This window comes from Haloferax sp. Atlit-12N, from assembly GCF_003383095.1.
Lineage (GTDB): Archaea > Halobacteriota > Halobacteria > Halobacteriales > Haloferacaceae > Haloferax.
The window spans coordinates 881,109-901,565 of record NZ_PSYW01000001.1; the positions used below are offsets into that span (position 1 = coordinate 881,109).

At 66.1% G+C, this 20,457-nt stretch carries 20 protein-coding genes; 13 read left to right on the top strand and 7 right to left on the bottom strand.

What is annotated here, in order from left to right; translation table 11 throughout:
* Positions 1 to 197: 197 nt before the first annotated feature.
* Complete coding sequence (locus tag C5B90_RS04560) at positions 198 to 716, top strand: hypothetical protein (protein WP_115879448.1); 519 nt, start codon at positions 198 to 200, stop codon at positions 714 to 716.
* A gap of 249 nt (positions 717 to 965) precedes the next feature.
* On the opposite strand, the gene C5B90_RS04565 is transcribed toward C5B90_RS04560, so the two are convergent.
* The 3 genes from C5B90_RS04565 to C5B90_RS04575 all read right to left on the bottom strand — a co-directional run bounded on the left by C5B90_RS04565 (position 966) and on the right by C5B90_RS04575 (position 3,600).
* Entirely contained in the window at positions 966 to 1,982 is a 1,017-nt protein-coding gene (locus C5B90_RS04565) for an NAD(P)-dependent alcohol dehydrogenase (RefSeq protein WP_115879450.1), read from the bottom strand.
* Between the two features lie 143 nt (positions 1,983 to 2,125).
* Positions 2,126 to 2,860, bottom strand: a complete 735-nt coding sequence (locus C5B90_RS04570; RefSeq protein WP_115879452.1) for a DUF4386 family protein — start codon at positions 2,858 to 2,860, stop codon at positions 2,126 to 2,128.
* Between the two features lie 161 nt (positions 2,861 to 3,021).
* Entirely contained in the window at positions 3,022 to 3,600 is a 579-nt protein-coding gene (locus C5B90_RS04575; RefSeq protein ID WP_158547211.1) for a cupin domain-containing protein, read from the bottom strand.
* Between the two features lie 243 nt (positions 3,601 to 3,843).
* On the opposite strand from C5B90_RS04575, the gene C5B90_RS04580 reads away from it, so the two are divergent.
* Positions 3,844 to 4,641, top strand: a complete 798-nt coding sequence (locus C5B90_RS04580) for a DUF4386 domain-containing protein (RefSeq protein WP_058568518.1) — start codon at positions 3,844 to 3,846, stop codon at positions 4,639 to 4,641.
* Positions 4,642 to 5,014: 373 nt separating this feature from the next.
* The gene (locus tag C5B90_RS04585; protein ID WP_058568519.1) at positions 5,015 to 5,650 is read left to right on the top strand and encodes an NAD(P)-dependent oxidoreductase; all 636 of its coding nucleotides are present in this window, start codon (positions 5,015 to 5,017) and stop codon (positions 5,648 to 5,650) included.
* A gap of 235 nt (positions 5,651 to 5,885) precedes the next feature.
* Here C5B90_RS04585 and C5B90_RS04590 read toward each other — a convergent pair whose 3' ends face one another.
* Entirely contained in the window at positions 5,886 to 6,362 is a 477-nt protein-coding gene (locus C5B90_RS04590) for a zinc ribbon domain-containing protein (RefSeq protein WP_115879456.1), read from the bottom strand.
* 105 nt (positions 6,363 to 6,467) lie between these two features.
* Positions 6,468 to 6,953: a pterin cluster protein gene (locus tag C5B90_RS04595; protein WP_394337527.1), complete on the bottom strand. Its 486-nt coding sequence runs from the start codon at positions 6,951 to 6,953 to the stop codon at positions 6,468 to 6,470.
* Positions 6,954 to 7,085: 132 nt separating this feature from the next.
* Between C5B90_RS04595 and C5B90_RS04600 the strand changes: the two genes are divergently transcribed.
* The 9 genes from C5B90_RS04600 to C5B90_RS04640 all read left to right on the top strand — a co-directional run bounded on the left by C5B90_RS04600 (position 7,086) and on the right by C5B90_RS04640 (position 17,321).
* Positions 7,086 to 7,979: a UbiA family prenyltransferase gene (locus C5B90_RS04600; protein ID WP_115879458.1), complete on the top strand. Its 894-nt coding sequence runs from the start codon at positions 7,086 to 7,088 to the stop codon at positions 7,977 to 7,979.
* 196 nt (positions 7,980 to 8,175) lie between these two features.
* A complete protein-coding gene (locus C5B90_RS04605) occupies positions 8,176 to 9,852 on the top strand; it encodes a histidine kinase N-terminal 7TM domain-containing protein (protein WP_394337533.1) in 1,677 nt (558 codons plus the stop codon).
* A 221-nt stretch (positions 9,853 to 10,073) separates the two neighbouring features.
* On the top strand, positions 10,074 to 12,428 hold the full coding sequence (locus tag C5B90_RS04610; protein ID WP_115879462.1) for a type II/IV secretion system ATPase subunit: 2,355 nt from the start codon (positions 10,074 to 10,076) through the stop codon (positions 12,426 to 12,428).
* Complete coding sequence (locus tag C5B90_RS04615) at positions 12,425 to 14,344, top strand: type II secretion system F family protein (RefSeq protein WP_115879464.1); 1,920 nt, start codon at positions 12,425 to 12,427, stop codon at positions 14,342 to 14,344. The genes C5B90_RS04610 and C5B90_RS04615 overlap by 4 nt, the downstream gene beginning before the upstream one ends.
* The gene (locus C5B90_RS04620) at positions 14,341 to 15,054 is read left to right on the top strand and encodes a hypothetical protein (protein ID WP_115879466.1); all 714 of its coding nucleotides are present in this window, start codon (positions 14,341 to 14,343) and stop codon (positions 15,052 to 15,054) included. Before C5B90_RS04615 ends, C5B90_RS04620 begins: the two co-directional genes overlap by 4 nt.
* Positions 15,047 to 15,607, top strand: a complete 561-nt coding sequence (locus C5B90_RS04625) for a hypothetical protein (protein WP_115879468.1) — start codon at positions 15,047 to 15,049, stop codon at positions 15,605 to 15,607. Before C5B90_RS04620 ends, C5B90_RS04625 begins: the two co-directional genes overlap by 8 nt.
* Entirely contained in the window at positions 15,600 to 16,307 is a 708-nt protein-coding gene (locus C5B90_RS04630) for a hypothetical protein (protein ID WP_115879470.1), read from the top strand. The genes C5B90_RS04625 and C5B90_RS04630 overlap by 8 nt, the downstream gene beginning before the upstream one ends.
* On the top strand, positions 16,300 to 16,773 hold the full coding sequence (locus C5B90_RS04635; RefSeq protein ID WP_115879472.1) for a hypothetical protein: 474 nt from the start codon (positions 16,300 to 16,302) through the stop codon (positions 16,771 to 16,773). Before C5B90_RS04630 ends, C5B90_RS04635 begins: the two co-directional genes overlap by 8 nt.
* The gene (locus C5B90_RS04640) at positions 16,770 to 17,321 is read left to right on the top strand and encodes a hypothetical protein (protein ID WP_115879474.1); all 552 of its coding nucleotides are present in this window, start codon (positions 16,770 to 16,772) and stop codon (positions 17,319 to 17,321) included. The genes C5B90_RS04635 and C5B90_RS04640 overlap by 4 nt, the downstream gene beginning before the upstream one ends.
* 18 nt (positions 17,322 to 17,339) lie before the next feature.
* Here the strand turns inward: C5B90_RS04640 and C5B90_RS04645 are convergent, their stop codons facing one another.
* Both C5B90_RS04645 and C5B90_RS04650 read right to left on the bottom strand, forming a co-directional pair.
* Entirely contained in the window at positions 17,340 to 17,984 is a 645-nt protein-coding gene (locus tag C5B90_RS04645) for a trans-aconitate 2-methyltransferase (RefSeq protein ID WP_115879476.1), read from the bottom strand.
* Between the two features lies 1 nt (position 17,985).
* Positions 17,986 to 19,338, bottom strand: coding sequence for an SIS domain-containing protein (locus C5B90_RS04650; RefSeq protein ID WP_115879478.1), 1,353 nt, complete (start codon positions 19,336 to 19,338; stop codon positions 17,986 to 17,988).
* A 357-nt stretch (positions 19,339 to 19,695) separates the two neighbouring features.
* Here C5B90_RS04650 and C5B90_RS04655 point away from each other — a divergent pair, with 357 nt between their 5' ends.
* The gene (locus C5B90_RS04655) at positions 19,696 to 20,439 is read left to right on the top strand and encodes a hypothetical protein (RefSeq protein WP_233511890.1); all 744 of its coding nucleotides are present in this window, start codon (positions 19,696 to 19,698) and stop codon (positions 20,437 to 20,439) included.
* Positions 20,440 to 20,457: the final 18 nt, after the last annotated feature.

Sequence of the window (20,457 nt, forward strand, 5' to 3'; positions counted from 1 at the left end):
GCGCGCTCTATTCAGCACGGTCTCAACGAATTACCCAGAGGCTGTCAGAACCGGTGTGCTGAATAGAGAGGATGGATTGGGCAAGCCGTCGCTCTTTTTCGCACTGAATGAGAGTTAAACTGACCGACAACGCATGGTAACTCACGAGGTCGAACTTCGGGTGTGGGTTTATTTTTGCGCTCTAACGTAAACACAGTATGAAGCGACGTGACTACCTTGCGACCATCGGCCTTGGTGTGGCAGGCCTTTTCGCCGGTTGCATAGGTAGCCAAGAGAACTCTCCCACGACGACGACGACCGCAGGCGAGTACTACGGCCCGACGTCGGAGAACTCGACGAACGTTGACCTCCGCCTCCGAGATTTCACCGACGACGGAATCGCTGACGTCCGGAACAACGCTTCATCGCCCGCCTACAATCACCTCCTCGAGAACATCGATTCATACACTAGAGAAGCAGTCCACTACATGGGGACAGTCGGACAGGTGACGAAGTTGGACCGAGAAGATAACTACTACTTCTTGGTCGCTACCGGCGACTCGTGGCACAACCTTCTCTACGCATCTTGGGTCGGCGACACCGTTCATCGAGGGGACGAGATAACCCTCTGGGGACGCGTCCTCGGTACAGAGACCTATCAACCCGTACAGGGAAGCCAGCGAACGGTCCCCGCACTCGCAGTCGCCGACATCGACGTCGAGAGGTCCAACTCGTAGCTTTCCACACTCATCGTCTCGGCTTGTCTTCACGCCCGACGCAGTTGAAATGGCAGGTTGGTAGGTAGACGTGTCAATCACCGCGTTCCACCGACAGACGACGACTGACGGGTGACCGACTTGCGCGCTGTGATCGGCACGAATAGCAACTGGCACCAATCGATACTCCTTCCTATCCAGAGGCATGGAACACCGTTCTCGGGCCCCCACCGTCGTTTAGTCCGCCACGAGTGCCTACAGCGGGGGGGTTTACTCCACCGTGACGAGTACGCTCCCCACCTTGTGCCCGGTATCGACGTAGCGGTGCGCGTCGGCGATGTCGTCCAGTGCGTACGCTCGGTCGATCACCGGGCGGAACGCTCCTGATTCGACGAGTTCACGGAGTGTATGGAGGTGTTCGCGCTTCGTCTCCGCAGCCCCCAGCCCGGTGGCTGCGAAGCTCGCTCGCTTGTCACCGATCAGCCGAGTCGACAGCATCTGCAGCAGGATTCGCGTCGAGAGGACGGTCGTGAGGTAGCGCCCACCGGGGGCGAGCGACTCCTTGCACGTCGAGTACGGTCGCTTGCCGACGGCGTCGAAGATGACGTCGTACGTCGTGTCGGTCGCCGCGAAGTCGGTGGTTTTGTAGTCGACCACCGTCTCGGCGCCGAGTGATCGCACCAGCTCGACGTTCGCGGTACTGCAGACGCCGGTGACCGTCGCGCCGAGCGCGCTCGCGATCTGCACGGCAGCCGTCCCGACGGAGCCGGACGCCCCGTTGACCAGGATGGACTCGCCCGCCTGCAGGTGCGCGTGGTCTTCGAGGAACGCCATCGCCGTCAGCCCACCGTCACAGACGGCCGCGGCCTCGCTGTAGGTGAGTTCCGACGGCATGACGGCTACGGCCCCGTCTGCAGGGAGACACAGATACTCGGCGTGTGCGCCGCTCCCAGGAGCGGCGGTTCCGAACACGTCGTCGCCGGGAGCGAACTGCATGACGTCCCGACCAACCGCCACGATCTGGCCAGCGAACACGTCACCCGGTACCGCTGTGGGCCGTCTGAGACCATTGAAGAACCGAATGAGGAACGGACGCCCTTCCCGAGCGGCCGAGTCCGGCGGGCCGACGACTGTGGCATGAATCCGAACGAGCACCTCGTCGTCCTCGGGTATCGGCGTTGGAACCTCCTCGACGCGGAGGATATCCGCCGACCCGTACGTCTTGGCCGCGACGGCCCGCATCTGCGTGCGACTCTTGACTGACTGTTCCTCGACACTCGGTGTCATCGCGAGGGAGCATACGACGTCAGAGAGCGTAAAGTGAGAGTACGCTTGCCGAACAGTCGGATTCGTTCGGGAGGTGCCTGCTGGACACGGAGGGGGTATTCAGCCATCCGTCCGTGGCCGTCTCGCACACGCCGTCGGTCGAGTTACTCCTCACGAAGATACGCGGACGCCTCGCGGCGACCTGCGCGTAACAGGAGGATTCCGAGCGCGAGGAACCAGACAATCTGGGTGAGCCCAAAGATGCCCCCGCCGATCTCGCCGAATGCTGGAATCGCCGAGAGGATGCCTGCACTCCCAACCACGAGCCCGAAGTAATTCACCAGCCTGTGGAGTGCTCGCGTTCGAAGCGCGACTACGCTCACGAGAAGTGTCCAGAGGCCGCCGACGATCTCGTTGCCGCCGCCCAGCCCATCGATAACCGGGCTGAGTGCCAGCCAGACCGTCGTCGCCTGCGTCGGGTCGGCACTGTAGAGGTCGACGACGACGCCCGTCGCGAGGGTGGCGACCATCCCGCTGGCGATGACGAGACCCGCCCAGATGAGCCCAAAGGCCGTCGTCGCTCGCATCAGCATCGGTGCATCGGCCGCGAGTCGCTCGTGGAGCGCCAGAACGAGTGCCACCAGCACGATGCCGAAGACCACGTAGATGAGCAGGTACATCGCGGACAGACTCGTCTCGTTCGCGGCGAACAACTCGACCTGCTGGAGCGCCCCGCTAACGCTCGCGAAGTCAAGGATGACGAGGAAGTACGCGATTCCGGCCACGTAGATGGCCGCCTCAATCAGCGCGGCGAGGCCGCCGACTGTCAGATAGTTCCAGCGGCCCGCCGTGGGCGACTGCTCGATTTCCTCTACTGCTTGACCGGTCGTTGCTGCCATACGTTATCTGCCGTAGTGATATTACCGCCAGCGGAGATAGCCGTGTCGAGTACGACCCTCCCCACCAGCCAGACGCCCTCGAGGTAGTGCGGAGCCACCCGTCGTAATCGACCGTGGGTGAGCGCACGCGCCACCGTCGGTGGCCCGTGATCGGGCGGGGGCTACGAGAGTGGACTCCGACCGAGCATCGTCGCGAGGCCAGCGAACACACGCAGGAGCGGTCGCTGAATCACCCACGGGAGTCCTGCGAGACGCACGTCCGCTCGGTAGTGAGAGAGAACTGCCGCCACCGCGAACAGATCCGGTTGCCTCCCTGCGCCGGCCTCGTAGAGTGCCCGAATGGCGGCTTCGAACTCCCCGGGCGGACGGAGCGTCGTCCGGACGACAAGGTTATCAGCACCGTCGTTTCGGATGCTGTGGGGCGCTCCGGGGGCGATGGTCAGCGCTTCACCGGCGAGCAGGGTGTGTGGTTCACCGCGAACGATCACCTCGGCTCGACCCGACAGCACCTCCGAGTGTGCCTCCGCCCGTGGGTGGAGCCGTGCGGGCCCGCTGTCGGTTCCCGGCGGAAGAACGCCGTCCATCAGCAAATACGCGCCCTGTTCGTCGGCACCGTGTTCGAGGAACGTGATGGACGCCCCTGTCGACGGGTCTTCGATCGTATTCGGGTAGCCAGCCGGGCCGGTTCTCGTGGAGCGCCCCGATCCCGTCAGCAGGTGCTCGTCCGACCGTGAGTCCATTCCGTTCGGTACGACGTAGATGATGCTAAGCGTTCCGCCGGCTCCGGCCGACACCGGAACCCGGGGGCTGTCCCCCGCTCTCATCTGTTCGGTACGGCAACGGCCGGCCGGGCTGTATCGCACCACCGTCTTCGGTCCGAGGGGAGCCGTTCACACCGCTCGTGACGTGGGTTCGTTTCGGGTAGCGGACGTCTTCGGACGCGCTAGGGCACCGTTATGCTGGTGCGAGACCTCCAGAGACGAATGGCTGGAGCAGCTGTTACCCCAGATCAGGAGCGGAGCGTCGAGTATCATCGACCGTCCACAACCGAGACGTCCGTCGGGCGAGCGAGCGTGATCGCTGGACTCGCTCTCTTGCTGATGACTCCCCTCGCTGTGTTCGCTAATTTCGTGGTGTTGGACGGGCTCGTCACGCCGGGGGACGCGACTCGAACGGCGACCGCTATCTTGGGTGCCGAGGGCACGTTCCGACTCGGCATCGCGAGCCTCTTCGCAGTCGCCATACTCGATTTGACCGTCGCATGGGCGTTGTACACAGTATTCAAGCCGGTACACGCTGGCATCGCACTCCTCTCTGGGTGGCTCAGAGCCGTCTTCGCTGGCATCTTCGTCGTCGCGATCAGTCAGCTCATGAGTGTCCCGCAGATTCTGGGTGCGACCGGGACTGGGTTCACCACGGAGCAACAGTCCACGCAAGCACTACTGAGCATCGAGGCGTTCTACAACATCTGGGACGGCGCACTGATTCTGGTCGGTCTCCATCTGGTGTTGGTCGGGTATCTGCTGTACAAGTCTGCGGCTGTCCAGTCGTACCCCTCGGGCTACGTGCCGAAGGTGTTAGGGATGCTCCTCGCTCTCGCTGGCATCGGCTACGTGGTGGATAGTTTCGGACGGGTGCTGTTTGCTGGCTACACCTTCGAACTCGCTGTGTTCACGTTCGTGGGCGAGGTGTTACTGATCCTCTGGCTGCTCGTCTACGGCCGTCGAATCAGTTCGGCCGAAGACGGCGTGGACGAGGAGTCGGCGTCCGTGATGAGCTGAGACCGGAGCTGACCGCAGAAAGAGAGATACCAGGCCGTAACGCAGGAGTCTCGTTCACCGGGTTCGATCCGTTGAGGCGTACAGTACGAGAGAGGTCATTCGTCACAATCGACCGATGAATGCATCCATCACTATACGCTACTGATTCTGTCACCTCGACTGACTGACTCGCGCCCTCTGTTCAGCACCATCGTTATGAGTTACTAATCAACTGTCAGTACCGGCGTGACCGATACAGAGGGTGTATGCAGCAACCCTCTCGATTGGATTCTGGTAATTGGGTGGCAAACCACGAGTGCAATAGGTCGGCGTCCTCACTAGCGGGGTCAACCGAACCCCGTCTCGCTTTCTACGATGAGCCCGACCACGGCGTATGAACATTGCAGTCTTCGGAGCAACGGGCCGAACCGGACGGCGAGTCGTCCGCCGATCACTCGACGATGGCCACCACGTGACGGCGGTCGTGCGGACGCCTTCGAAACTCGACGTGAACCACGACCGACTCACCGTGGAGCAGGGCGACGTCACGAACTACGATTCCTTCGCCGACACACTACAGGGTTCGGACGCGGTCGTCTCCACGATCGGCAAGGAGTCTGTTCTCGGCCGTGTCTCGTTGTACTCTGATGGCATCACGAACATCATTCAGGCGATGACCGAACACGACGTTTCACGGCTCATCGCCATCTCGTCTGGGGGCACGTATCCGGGCTGGGATTCGAACAACGCCGTCTTCTACGAGTTACTCATCAAACGCGTCCTGTTGCGACGGGTGTACGCGGATATGAAGCGTATGGAGGACATCGTCGTGGAGACCGACCTCGACTGGACGATTGTTCGACCGTCCGGGTTGAGCGACGACACGGGCTCCGGAAACTATCGGGCGACGGTCGGGTACAGTGACCCGGAGAGTAGTACGACGACGAGGGACGACTTGGCCGAATTCATCGTCGAGGAACTCGACTCCGGACAGTTCCTCCAGCAAGGAGTGGCAGTCGTGACCGTGTAATCGAGGGGGAAGTATCTCCTGTCCCGAAACTGGCCACTCCGTGCGTTCCATCGAAAACGAGCACGCCGTGTGACCGACTTGCGCCCTGTATTCAGCACACCTTCAGAAAACTATCAGCACCAGATGAATTCAACAGAGCCACGTTGTCTGGTTAGTCTCGGTTACCGAGGACTCCAGAGCGGCCACCCGTGAAACGACAAAACCCATCGAACTCGGTTTTCCAGAACCTTCGCGTCTATTCCTCGCGTTCCTCGTGCTCGTCGTCCTGCTCCTCGCTGACCGAAATCTCCGTCTCGCGTTCCCGGTCGGCCTCCCGCCGTAGCTCCTCGGCCCGGAGTTCGGCCCGCGTGTAGGCGTCGTACACCGCGTAGAGCCACACGGCGGGCGCGAGGAGGAAGCCGATGATGACCATCACCGAGACGGAGGCGACGATGAAGCCGACCGCGAAGACGAGGCCGCGTTCGAGCTCGCGGTTGTACAGTTGTCCGAGGCCGGGAAAAATCGCCGACAGCACCGCCGCGACGAAGGGATTGCCGCCTTCGAACAGGTCGTCGAGCGCCGAATCGACCGACGACTTCGGCGGGTCGCGCTGGCGGACCCCGCATTCGGGGCAGATTTCGGCGCGCGCGTCGATGACCGCGCCGCAATCGCGGCAGAACGCCTCGTCCGGGCCGCGTTCGCGAATCGAGTCGTCCGTGGAGGGCGATGACATAGCGGCTATCTGTCGGCGGGGGACGTTAGTCCTGCGGCGGTCGGACAGCGGAAGAATTCGTGACCGTGACCACGCACGATGAGACACCCCACGCAGACGCCCCACTCACACACAGTACAGAAACGGCTTCATGAGCGCGACGCGGTCGCCGTCTTCGAGTCGCGTGTCGAAGCCGTCGAGGTTCTCGTTGAACACGCCGTTGACGAGGACGCGAGCGTAGGGGCGCGTCTGCTCCCCTTCCGGGTTCTTCCGCCACGTGCCCGGGGGTTGTTCCACTCGCGCCCACCCCCGCGTCGTCGCGTCCGCCTCGCGCTCCGCGATGACAAGGTCGCGCACGTCGTACGCCTCGAAGAACGCCTCAAGGAACGCTCGGAGCGTCTCGCCCGCGAAGGTGAACTCCATTCGATGAGTGCCCACGGCCGACCTGACGTGTCCGGTCAGGTTGACCTCGACCGTCGTCGCTGTCGTCTCCGGGGTCGCTGTCGGGTCTGCCGTCTCCGCCGTCTCCGAGGCCCCTTCTGTCGCGTCCTCTGTCGTTCCCGCCGCGTCCGTCTCTCTCCGCTCCGTCCGCTCGGCTGTCCGTGTCTCCATACGTCCCGCTAGGCGCCGACGCCGAATGAGCGAGGCCCCGAACACGTTCGACCGCAGCCGGAAACCGGATAACCGGAACAAAATGTTGTCTGGCGCACAACTAATCCACTTGCGCCACGACACGAAGGTGCAATGCGAATCATTACACCTCGCCTGTACGGTGCGGTTGTCCACAGTTCAGTCTTCCTCGGCGCATCGACCATCGCCGAGGTGTTCGTCGCGTCCGTGCTCGCCGGAATCACGCCGAACGCCGCTCTCGTCGTCGGCTTCCTCATCACCGTCGGCATCTACAACTTCGATAAGCTCGCGGACCTCGACGCCGACGCGGAAAACTACGCGGAGCGGACCGCCTTCGTGGCGTCCCACCAGCGGCTGTACACCGCCTTCTCAGCGCTCGCGGTCGTCGGCGCGCTCTGGCTCGCCGTCCGCCACGGCGGCGTCTACGGCCTCGGACTGACGCTGTTTCCGGGCGTCATCGCGGTGTTCTACAGCGCCCCGCTCGTCCCGCTCCCCTCCGTCGACCGGCTCAAAGACATCTTCCTCGTCAACACGGCGTCGGTCTCGCTCGCGTGGGCGGTCCTCGTCGGCTTCGTCCCGCTCGCGGTCGCCGCGACGGTGCCCGAGTACGCCGCCGGCGCGGCCGTCGCGGCGGGCTGGTTCTTCCTCCGGTCGGCCATCTCGGTCGAAGTCCACAACGTCCGCGACGTCACCGGCGACGCGCGAAACGGCGTCGAGACCCTGCCGACGGTCGTCGGCGTCCGCCGCACGCAACTGAGCCTCTACGGGCTAGAACTCGTCTCGCTCGGCCTCGTCTCGGGTGCGGCGTGGGTCGGCGTCATCCCTGCGTGGGCTCCGGTCGCGCTCCTTCCTTCGGTCGCCTATTCGACGTGGATTACCTACGCGCTCACCGGGTCCTCCCGGTCGGTCGAGCGACTCTGTACGCTCCGCGACGGCGAGGGCGTGCTGATGGCCGTCGGCGTCGCGGTCGTCGCTTCGGTTGTCGGAACCGGCGGGGCGCTCGCGTGACATAACGGAGTCGTGGCTCCCCGCACCGGTGTGTCACTATAACTACAACTATGTTTTTGTCACTCGCTGTGGAATTGTGACGGTAGTGTTTCTGAGCACCGAGGGAGGGGTTGTTGCACAGCAGGTGTTCGGGAGAACGCTTGGCATCCAACTCCTCACACAGCCGACCCCCCTCGTGTTTATTATCATCGGATTGATGGTGATTACAGGGGCGGTAAGTGGCTACGTCGCCCTATTCGCGTGGCGGCGGCGGGCGATGCCCGGGGCAACCGGACTCGCTGTGCTCGCACTTGCCAGCGGCTGGTGGTCGGTGGGCTACCTCTTCGAACTCCTCGTCGAAGACGTGACGCTCAAACTCACGCTCGCGAACCTCCAGTGGGTCGGCGTCCTCGCGGCCCCGCTCGCGTGGTTTCTCTTTTCGTTTTCCTACGCCGGTCGAGACCGCTACACCGCACCGGCGTCGCTCCTCGCGCTCTCTGTGCTCCCGCTAGCCGGCCTCGTCGCCGTCTGGACCAACCCCGCACACCACTTGATGTGGAGTTCGGTCAGCGTCGTCCCCGCCATCGGTCGGACGATCACCGTCCTCCAGACCGAGTGGGGGCCGCTGTATTGGGTCGTGTTGGGGTACAGCTACCTGCTGTGGCTCGCCGGCGCGGTCGTCATCTTCAGGACGGCACTCGACATGCCGAACATCTACCGACTCCAAGCCACCGCACTCATCCTCGGGACGCTGATGCCCGTACTCGGAAACGTCGCCACTACGTTTCTCGAACTGTACGGCGCGGCAATCGACATGACCCCCGCGGCGTTCGCGTTCGCCGGCCTCGCGTGTACCGTCGCCGTCAGCCGGTACGAACTCCTCGAAGCCCGGCCGGTCCCCCGGTGGGTTGCCCGCGAACGCGTGGTCGAGACGATGACCGACGCGGTCATCGTCACCGACACGAAGTGGCGCATCACCGACGCGAACCAGGCGGCCAAGCGAATCCTCGGCGACCCTGCCGCGGAACTCAAAGGCAACCCCGTCAGCGACGTTATCGAGGAGTTCTCGCCCGACGAGCGGGACACGGACCACCTCACCGTCAGGCTCGGGTCGGGACACCGGTACTTCGAACTCCGGACGAACGCCTTTACCGACCACCACGGCCGCGATATCGGCCACGCGCTCGTCTTCCGCGACGTGACCGACCGCCGACTGAACCTCCAGCAACTCGAGGTGATGAACCGCGTCCTTCGACACAACCTCCGGACCGAGGCGAACCTCCTCGAAGGCTACGCGAACCTCGTCTTGGACGACATCGACGCCGGCGAACTCGACGACGCGCGGGGCCACGCCCAAACCCTCCACGACCACGCGTCGACGCTCGTCAACATCAGCCAGAAGGCGCGCAAACTCGGCGCGACCCGTGGGGGCGACGGCGACGGCAACGGCGACATCCGTCTCCTCCCCGCAGCCGTCCAGATACGGGCCGCCGCGGACGCCATCCGAACCGAGTTCGCCCACGCGAACGTCCGAGTCCACGACCTTCCCGACCACGACTTCGTCTGTGCCCCCACGCTCGAACCCATCGTCCGCGAACTCGTCGAAAACAGCGTCCAACACGACCCAGCAGCGACGCCGGTCGTCACGGTGACGACGACCCACGAGGGCGACGAACTCGCGATTCGAATCGAGGACAACGGCCCCGGTATCAGGTCGAGCGAACTCGCCGCTATCAACGCCCACGGCGAGACGCAACTCCGACACGCGAGCGGCCTCGGTCTCTGGCTGGTCAAGTGGGGTGTCGACCAACTCGGCGGGACGGTCACGTTCGACGCCCACGACGAGGGCGGGACCGAAGTGGTGCTTCGGATTCCGGCATTGCAGGAGGAGTAGGGAGGGGGTTCAGAGAACTGCGACCGAATCCTTTCGGTTCCATTTTTGATAACCACGTACCCAAACATTGTTCAATATCGTAACTAGTAACGTGATGGGTGACTTGCTCATCCCGGAGTATAGAGCCGTTTAACGGTGTGTTTGGCGGTTTCGTTTCGGTTTTTCATCAGCAACCTGCTGCAGTAAATTCTTAAATATGAATACTCGGCAAACCACGGTGTATGCCTACCCAAGGCGATAACAACGGGTCGGAGCAGCCCACTCCCACCCTCGAATTCGGTGCCGCCTCGGCTCCCGCGGCGGCGGGCGCGGTCCCAGCGCCCGTTCCCCCTGACGACCCGAAGGCGTGGTACGCGCCGACCGTCCGGTCGCAGTACGAGGTCGCCTCCGACACCGTCGTCACTATCAGCGACGCCGACCACGGCTTCGACTACGCGGTCCGAGAGCCGACGCTCGGCGCGCGTGAAGTCGATGCGTTGGCGACCGTCCGCGACCACTTCTCGACCGTCGTCCGCCGGCGGCCGCTCACCCGCGAGGGCGCTGCCGCTCGCGCGGAGACCGGCCTCTCGCCGAAGTACCGCCGCATCTTCGACCGCCTGCTCGACCTGACGCCGACCGCCCGCAGACGCGTCGAACACCACGCGCTGTCCGAGCTGCGGCTCCTCGGCGAAGTCACGCCGCTGGCGCTCGACGAGCGCATCGAGGTCGTCGACGCCGGCCGCGGCGATGGCTCCGAGCGGCTGGTCGTCCACACCGAGGACTTCGCGCCGGCGACAACGACGTTCGACTCCGACGTGACGTTCGCCGACCGCATCGCCGCCGAGCGGGTCGACCACTACACTGTCCCCTTCGCAGGCTACGACGTGGACGTGGTGGTCTACCGCGACCGACTCCTCGGCGACGACCACTTCGCCACGAAGTACGCCGTCCTCGAACCTGACCTCGTCCCCGGCGACGCCGAACTCATCGAGGAGTGCAAGGAGCGAATCTGGGAAGCGAACGTCGACGACGTGGTCGCCGACCGCATCGACTTCGTTCGTGACCGCGCCCGCGAGTTCCTCTCGCGGCGGCTCACCGCCCGCAACACCCGCGCATGGGTCGACGCGACGCGATTCCGCGTCCGTGCGGCGCTCTCGGAGTACGGTCTCGCGCTCCCGCCGGTCGACCGCCGATTCGCCGAGGACCGCCTCGACGACCTCGTCTACTACGTCCTCCGCGACTACGTCGGCGAGGGCGTCCTCACCGTTCCCATCCGCGACCCGAACCTCGAAGACGTAGAGGCCAACCGCGTCGGCGAACGGGTCAAAGTCATTCCGCGGGCGGACGTGACCGGCCACGGCGGCCTGCGGGTGCCGACGAACCTCGTCTTCGAAGACGAGACCGAGTTCACGAACGTCGTCACTCAACTCGCCGCCGCCGACGGCGTGGAACTGAACGCCTCGAACCCGAGCGCGAAGGTGAACCTCCGACCCGGCGCGGTCGGTGGCGACCCCGCGTCGGCCGACACCGACGAGACGATTCGCTGCGCCGTCGCCCTCCCCGTCATCTCCGAGGGTGGCCCGCACGTCTCGATTCGGAAACAGACCGGCGACGTGCTCACGCCGGTCGACCTCGTCGAAAGCGGCTCGGTCTCGACCGAACTCGTCACCCTGCTGTGGCTCTGTTACGAGCACCATCGCGTCGTGCTCTTTTCCGGGTCGACCGGGGTCGGAAAAACGACGTTGATGAACGCGTGCATGCCGTTCGTCCCCTATGACCACCGACCAATCAGCATCGACGAGGGCTCCCGCGAGGTCCACCTCCCCCACGAGACGGGCGTCTCGCTGACGACGCGCGACCACGAGTCCGAGTTCAAGCGCGTCTCGATGGCCGACCTGATGACCGAGGCGAACTACCTCAACCCCGACGTGGAGGTCATCGCCGAAATCAACACGCCCGAGTCGTTCGCCACGTTCGCCGAGACGCTCAACACCGGCCACGGCGTCATCGGCACGACTCACGCCGCCGACATCGAGACGCTCGTCAACCGTGTCATCGAACAGGGTCTCCCGCCGTACCTCCTCCGCGAACTCGACCTCGTCGTCTTCCCGCACAAGGTCGACGGCGAGCGGTACGTCTCCGAGGTGGTCGAACTCGTCCCCGAGTCGGAGTACGACGAGACGTGGGGTCGCCGCGGCGTCGTCGAGAAAGACGGGCGGACGCTCCACTGGAACACGGTCGGCCGGCGGACGCCCGACGGCTCGTTCGACCTCTCGTACGAGCACCCGCAGTTGGGCGACGACCGCCGACGCGCCGGCATCCGATTGTTCCACCGCATCGCCGAGGCCACAGACCGCGACGTGGAGGCCGTCGAGCGCGAGTTCCACCGGAAGCACCGCTACGTCGAGTACCTCGTCCGCGAGCAGGTGACTGACGTGGACCGGTTGTTCGGCTTCCTCTCGGACCTCCGAACCGACGAAGCCGCGACGGTCGAGCGCGTCCGCCGGCGGATGGCCGAGCGGACCGCCGACGGCGGAGCCAACGCCGACGACACGCGGGACGTCGACTCCGACGCTGACGGCGAGGCCGACCCGTGACCGGTTTCGACGCCGGACTCGAAGAGCGGCGGGTCAGCCGCGTCCGCTCGCTTTCGGTCCTCGACAGGGCGCTGTACGCGCTGTTCGCCCGGCACGTCGACGCCGCCCGGCACGACCGGGACCGCCGCCGCTACCGCGGCACCGACATGCGGATGAGCTTCGACCTCTACCTCGCTCGCGCCTACGGCCTCGCGTGGGCGGTCGGACTGTTCGTCGCGTTCCCGACGATGCTCGTCTTCCTCGCGGTTCCCGACTCGGCGATAGATGCCGCACTCTCCGTCCTCCGCGCGGTGCTCCCGTTTTTCGAACACGTCCCGATACCCGTCGTTCCCCGACTCCCCGTAGCCGGGGTATTCGCGCTCGGGGCGGCAGTAGCGACGCGACGCGTCGTTCTCGCCGTCGCCGGGCGGTACCTCGGCTGGCGAGCGACCGCCCGCCGGGAGAACATCGAGCGAACCCTGCCCGGCGCGGTCCGCTACCTGCACGTCCTCTCGTCGGGGAGCGACGGCCCCCGCGAAATGCTCCGGCGCGTCGCCGAGACCGACGCCTACGGCGAGACGGCCGTCGCCTTCCGTGGCGTCCTCAACACCGCCTCGCTGACCGGCAACGTGAACGAGGGCCTGCGTCGCGTCGCCCGCGACACGCCCTCCGAAGGGATGCTCGCGCCGTTCCTCCTGAAGTTCCGCGAGCACGCCGGACAGGGCGACGACGCGCTCCGGAACTACCTGCGGATGGAGAGCCGGATGCTCGGCCACCGGCAGGACCGCGCCCGCGAGCGCGCCGAGGGCTTCCTCGAACTGCTCGCCGAACTGTTCATCGTCCTCCTCGTCCTGCCGTCGCTGCTCGTCATCGTCCTCACGGTGATGAGCGTCATCGCGCCCGGCCTCTCCGCGCCGGTCGTCACGCCGCTCGGGCAGACGACCACGCGCGGTATCGTCGTCTACGCGAGCGCCGCGTTCATCCTCGGCGTCGGTCTCGGCGCGAGCGTGCTCGTCGCCGGACTCCGGCCGCCGGACCAATCGGTCGAGTACGGCCGGCCGACCGGTGCGTTCCGCGTCCTCGACTCGGCGCTGTCGAACCCGGCCAGCGCGGCCGTCGTCTTCGTCTTTCCGGGGCTTGTCGTGGCCGGCATCGCGGCCCTCGCCGGCGCTGACGCCGTCGGCGTCGCGCTCGTCGGCTACGTCGCCTACGCGGCCCCGGTCGGACTCGTCGGCGTCCGCCGCGCCCGCCTCGACGACGCGAAGGACCGCGAGTTGAAGGACTTCGTCCACGCCGTCTCGGGGCACGTCAGCCTCGGTCGACCCTTCGGGGACGCGGTCGAGCGCGTCGGCCGCGACGTGGACCTCGGGCCGCTCGATTCGGACGTGGCCGACTTGGCGCTCAACCTCCGGTTCACCGCGCCGAGCTCCGGCACCGACGTGAACCTCCGAACGGCCGCGTTGGCGCGGTTCGTCGACCGCGTCGGGACGCCGATGGCCGAACAGACCATCGGCCTCGTCGTCGGCGCGCTCGACGGCGGCAGCGACACGGGGACCGTCTTCGACACGCTCCAGACCGAAATCGGCCGCCTCTACCACGAAAAGCGCGCGCTCCGGTCGGGACTGCTCGTCTACGTCGCGGTCGGCTGGACGACCGCGCTCCTCGTCATCGGCATCACCGTCGCCGTCAACGTCCACGTCTTCGACGGCTTCGCCCAGCTCTCGACGCTCTCGACCGGCGGGTCGTTCGCCATCAACGCCGGCGCGGTGGACCTCGAACGCGACCGCTACCGGATGTACGTCGTCACGCAGGCGACGATGCTCGCGTCAGGGTGGTTCTCCGGGACGGCCAGCCGCGGGCGCTACGAGGCGTTGCTCCACTCCGGCGCGCTCGTCATCGCGTGTTATCTCGTCTACGCCGGGGTGGGACTGATATGACCGCGACCCGCGGCCAAGCGAACGTGGTCGGCGTCGCGCTCCTGCTCGGCATCGGCGTGGTCGCCATCGGCCTCCTGACCGCCAGCGTCGGCGGGCTCGTGGACGCCCAAATCGCCACCGCGGACGCCGACGCCGCCGCGGACGGGCTGTCGTCGCTCCGAGACGGCGTCGTCGCCGGCGCAAACGACAGCTACCCGGTTCGCGTCACGGACGGCGACCTCTCGCGGGTGAACAGGACAGTCCGAGTCATCCCCGAGACGGGGACCAACAGAACCTACGACGCCGACGGCTACGTCGCCGACCTCGGCGGCCAACGCGTGGCGTTCGTCGGCGGCGCGGTCGTCCGCGGAACCGGCGACGCGGCCTCGCTGGTCACGCCCGTCCCGCTGTCGTTCGCCGGCGACGCAGCATTTCTCACGGTGCCCGTTCTGACTGCCGAGGCCACAGACGGCGGCGGTCTCGGCGGAGGTGCGGCGCTCCGAACGCGAACGACGCGAGCCGTGTCCGACCTGCCGAGCGACGAGTACACCGTCGCCGTCGAGACAGCGACCCCGGACGCGTGGGAACGCGCGTTCGAGGGCCGCGGGTTCGAGACGAGCCGAGCCGACTTCGACGGCGACGGCACCGAGAGCGTCGTCGCCGTCGTCTCCGGCGACCGGACGCTCACCGTCGCTCGATACGACCTTGCCGTGGTGGTCGACCGTGGCTGACGCGCCCCGCCGGTCGACCCCGTCACCGACCGAGCTTGCCCGCCGCACCGCCGACCGTGCCGTGGTCCCCGTCGTCGGGAAAGCGCTCGAAGCCGCCATCGCCGTGCTGTTCATCGGGCTCTTGACCACTGTGCTGTTCGGCGGCGTCGTCCCCGACCACCGCGCCGCGGTCGGTCACGAACTCACCGACCGAACGCTCGCGACGGCGACTGAACAGGTCGAATCGAACGCCGTCGTCCCCGAGTCGGCGGTCCGCGGGTCCAGACGGGCCGACGTGGACCTCCCCCGCGCGATTCGCGGGAGTGCCTATCGGGTCGCGTACGTCCCGAACGCTACGTTCGGGGGCGACTCGAACGCGACCGCCCCGGCACTGGTCCTCGACCACCCGAACGACGCGTTCGACCGGCAGGTTCCAGTCACGCTTCCCGAATCGGTGACCGTCTCGGGCGCGTGGGACAGCGGAAACGACTGCGTCGTCCGCGTCGTCGTCGAGGACGACGGCGCGACGCTGGAACTCGCGAACGAACCCGTGTCGGGAGGTACCGATGGGTGACCGTAACCGGCCCACAGCGCGCGCCCAGACGACGCTCGCCGGACTTGCGGTGGCGCTCGTACTCGTGACCGCGGTCACGGTCGGGGCCGTCGTCGCCGCCGACCGGGCCCTCGCGGACGCGGCCGGCGAGTCGCTCGAACAGCACCGCGCCGAGCGCGCCGCCGACGCGCTGGTCACGGAATCCCCGTTGGTCTCGTCCGACGATGGGAGCGCGGCCGGGGCAATCGACATGGCGCTCGCGAACGACACGAACGCCACCGAACTCGCCGCCGCCGTTCCGTCTCTCCGTGGCGTCGCGTTCCGCGTCCGGGTCGATGACCGGACGATAGCCGAGCGGGGCGACCTGTCGGGCGGCCACACGGTCAGCCGTGGTGCGCTCGCCGTCAGTCGACGGACCGTCGGTGGGACCATTGATCTCTCGGAGGAGACCACCACGACGCTCGACGGGCGGACGAACCGCGTCCGACTCGAGGTGAATCCCGGGTCGAACACGACGGTTCAGACGGTTCGGGTCGGCGACAGGGTCGTCCTCCACCGACCAACCGGAATCGAGGGGGAACGCGTCGTCGAGGTGTCGTCTCGCGCGAGCCCAGTGATTCGAGTCGAAACCGCCGAGTCTGACTCGTCCGGGAGCGTCGACGCGTCGGCAACCGCGTTTGATTCGACGGTCGTGCGAATCGAGGTGACCGTCGATGCGTGAGCCTCACGGCGAGCGTTCGCGGCGGTTGAGCCGTCGCCGTACAGACGACGCCTCCGACCGGACGGGAGACCGAGCACAGCTCTCGCTGACAGTTGTCGAGGCGGCCATCGCGACCCTACTCGTCCTCGCCGTCGCAGCGGGGTTCGCACTCGTGCCACCCACGCCGGCTTCCGAGTCGGACTCGCTGGAGCGACAGGCGACGGACGCCGCGTCGCTGGTGGCGTCCGTGCCGGCGGGCGCGACGGGAACACTCCTCGGATCGGCCTGCGCTTCGTCGGGCGACTTCGACACCCGAGCGGCGCGGCTTCACGAGGTCGCTTCGGCGGGGCTCCCGAACGGGGCGTTCGTCTCGCTCCGAACCGACGTCGGTTCGGTCGGTCGGCCGCCGCCGGAGACCGCACGAGTCGGGAGTGCGACCGCCACGGTCCCGCGCTGTACCGCGATGGTAGAGGTGTGGTACCCGTGAGTCGGTCCGCCGCCGACCCGGACGGCTGGGTCGGCACACCGAACGACGACCGAGGGCAACTGGTGCTCGTCTCCGGTGCGGTCGTCGCCGTAGCCCTGCTCGCGCTCCTCGTCGTCCACGCGCAACTCGGCTTCGCCGGCGTGGTCGAAACCACCGAGCCACCGCCGCTGGACGACGTCGTTGAGACGACCGATAGCGGAGTCGAAATGGCGGCCGCCGGCGTCGCGGGCCGGTACGACTGGGCGGCGAGAGACGCTGCAGTCGAGGATTTCCGCTCGCGACTCGACCCCGCGCTGGCGAGCGTCGAGCGCGCGCACGCCGGCGGGGGCGGCGTCGCGCTGAGGACGAACGACTCCGCGGCCGCCGGGTGGGCGCTCAGGAACTGTCCCGACGGCCCGTACCGGGAGTTCGGTCCCTGCGTCGTCGACGACGGCGTCGTCGTTCAAGAGCGCGCGGGAGAGACGGCCGTCGTCGCCGTCCTCGTCGACGTTCGAATCGCGACGCCGCGCTCGCGGACGGCCCTGACGGTCGCCGTGCGCCCAAACTGAAAGCGGTCGAAAAGGCAGTTACGCGCTCGGTACGTAGCCGAGGACTTCGTAGGTGTGTTCGGCGTCGTCTTCCGATTTGTGCTCGGTGTAGCGCGCCTCGTGGACCCGGTCCAATCGGGCGGCGAGGAGCGTCTTGTAGGCGTCCAGAATCGGCACCTCGGTGAGCGGCGCTTCCGGCCCCTCGTCTTGGCCGACGATGTTCGCCATACAGAGCACGCCGTCGGGGGAAAGCAGGCCCGCGACCACGTCGAGAAAACGGTGGAACTCTGGGACGCTCATCGTGTCCCCGAGATAGTAGATGGTCTCGCTCCAGACGATGGCGTCGAACTGCTCATCGAGGGAGTCGAGATACGCGCTCGCCTCGCCGGCGGAAAACGTCGCCCGGTCGCTATCGGTCCGCTCCCGAGCGCGCTCGACGGCGGCCTCGGAGATGTCGATGCCGTGGAGTTCCGCGTCGGGGAAGCGTTCTAAGAGGAGTTCCGAGTGCACGCCCTCGGCGCAGCCAATCTCCAGAATCGACTCCGGCGAGCCGACGTGGCTCTCGATGACGCGGTTCTGGCGGCGGTACTTGCGCTGCTCGTACGTCGAAGAACCGAAATCCCACGGGTCCGGCTCGTCGAACTCGTCGTCGAAGTAGTCGGCGTTCCAGCCGTCGTTCGGCACGTTAGTTCACCTCCTCATCGGTGCTCTCGGCCGGATTGTAAATGCTCTGGATGACCCGGGACTGGAGTGCCGGGTCCTGGAGCCAGAGTTTACACAGCACCCCGTACGCGAACAGCTGAATCGCCGCGAAGAGGATGAGGTCCCGCGCCTCCGGTTCGACGGCGTAGGCGTCGAGTCGGACGAGGCCGTTCCGACCGTACAGCGAGCGCTCGCGGACGGCCTGCTCTGCGGGTCCACCGTTCAGCGTGAACGCGATGAGCGGGACCTTCTGGTCGAAGTCCGCGGACTGGAGGACGTTCCAGACGGAGGTTTCGTCGCCGAACAGCACGTCGTTCCACTCGCGGTACGTCGCGGAGCCCTGTTGCGGAATCGCCGTCACGAGGTAGCTCGAACCGCCGTGGAGGACGTTGACCAGTCGGTGGACGATGTTCTGGAGGTGCGTCGACTCGGCGTGGACGTGGAGGAACTCCGTGAGCTTGAGTTGCGCCTCGTTGCCGAGGCCGCGCTGTGATCCGAGCGTCCCGAATATCGGGTCGCTCTGGAGGTCGTTGTGCCGCTGGAGTTCTTCGATGGCCGCGAGAATATCGCTTTGGCCGGAGAGGCCGGCGGCGTCGTCGCCCTGTTTGAACTGGCCGTCGACGAACTCGTCGAGCGCGCGAAACCGCGCCTGAAACCGCTGGATGTCGACGTAGTCGTCGAGGAAGACGACCTGCAGGACGGCGAGCTGGGCAACGAGACTTTTGGTCGCGTAGATGTCGATTCGCTCTTCGACGCTCGGAAGCGGGACGACGTGGTCGGCGCGCTCCGCGAGCGGGCTGTCCGGGTCGGTCACGGCGACGACGGTCGCCTGCTGGTTCGAACAGAGGTCGAGTATAGAATCAGTCTTCCCGCTCCGCGAGATGGCGAGGATAGTGTCGTCGGCCGACGAGTGCATCTGGATGGCTTCGACGCCGCTGCGGACCTGCGACCGGATGCCGCGGTCGCGGAGACGGTCGGCGAGCCAGTAGCCGACCGACGTCGAGGACCCCTGCCCGGCGATGGTGACGACGCCGTCGGCGTCGAACACCGGCCGCCGAACCTCCTGTCGGAAGGCGTCGTCGGCGATCGTCTCCCAGACCTGTGCCTCGATGGCCTCGTACACGCCCGTCCGCTCGCCCGTGTCGCGCGCAATCGAACGGAGGTCGTCTTCGAACAGCTTCGGGATGTTGACCGACGCGCTGTCGTCGGTGAGGTTCGCCTTGATGACCGACCGCACGTATTCGGACGTTTTCTTGTTCTTCTGCTGGGCGATCTCGTCCACCTGTTGCTTGACCCGCTTCGAGACGCGGGCCTGGAGTATCTCGTCTTTCGTCATGACCGCCGGTATGTCAAACGGTGAGATAGTTCTTGTCATCGTGTATGTCATACGATTTTGCACTACTGTATACGCATATAAACTGTATACGCAGGGTACAAAATAGCGCCAATTATGTCACACGCAAGATATTTGTTTACAGTCATACAATCAAATTGTGTGACGAGAAGACAAAATCAAGACTGTCACGAGAGCCCCCACAAGACCAACACACAACATATTACGATGACCAACGACTCAACCCATCCCAGCAAATCGACGGAATCGAATTCGAACACTCTGAAATCAGACATGAGTTCACGGCGCGGGCACGGGTGTCCCTCCCCCGCGTCCGAAGAGACGGAGCGGCGGCCATCCGTGACGACGGTGGTCGTCCGCGCCACCCTCGCGGCGCTCGTCGTGCTTTCGCTGTTCGCGGTCGCCGTCCCAGTCGTCACGGCCGACACCGGCCCGGCGGCACTGTCCGGTCCCCCGACCGCTTCGGTGAGCGCGGACGAGGCGCTCGACGCCCGTGAGGCGGCGAAGGACAGACTCGCGGAGCTCCGCCGCCTCGACGACCGACCGATGGTCTCGGTCGAGGCGAGCACGCTCCAGACGGTCCAGAACCGCATCGAGACGGGGAACCTGAGCTACACGCGAGCGAACTACGACACCGCGGCCGACCACTGGTCGGTCGCGGAGAAGCAGGCGACCGCGGCCCTCGCCCGCGCCTACGCCGACGGGACCGCGCGGAACCTCAACGCGACGGTCGGCTTCATCGAAAAGCGCGAAGCGAAGGGCTACGCGACGGCCGACACCGCCGAGTTCACGGAGCGCGCCGCCGAGTTGCGCGCCCAGACCCCGGAGACGCTCTCGGACCACCGGAAGCGCTACCGGGCGGCGCGACAGCTGAACAGCGACGTCGAGTCGTCGCTTCCCTCGATGGGCGCGGTCCGACTGGCGAACCTGCTGTCGCCGACGTGGTTCGCGGGCGGAGTTGTCGTCGCTCTCGGCGCGGTGACGACCGTCATCGGCTTCGCCCTCGGCCGTCGCGGACAGTCCGAACCGGAGACGAAACGCAAAAAAGGCGACCGCGAGGTCGAGGGGTCCGGCCTCAGATAACTACTCACGGAGCCACAC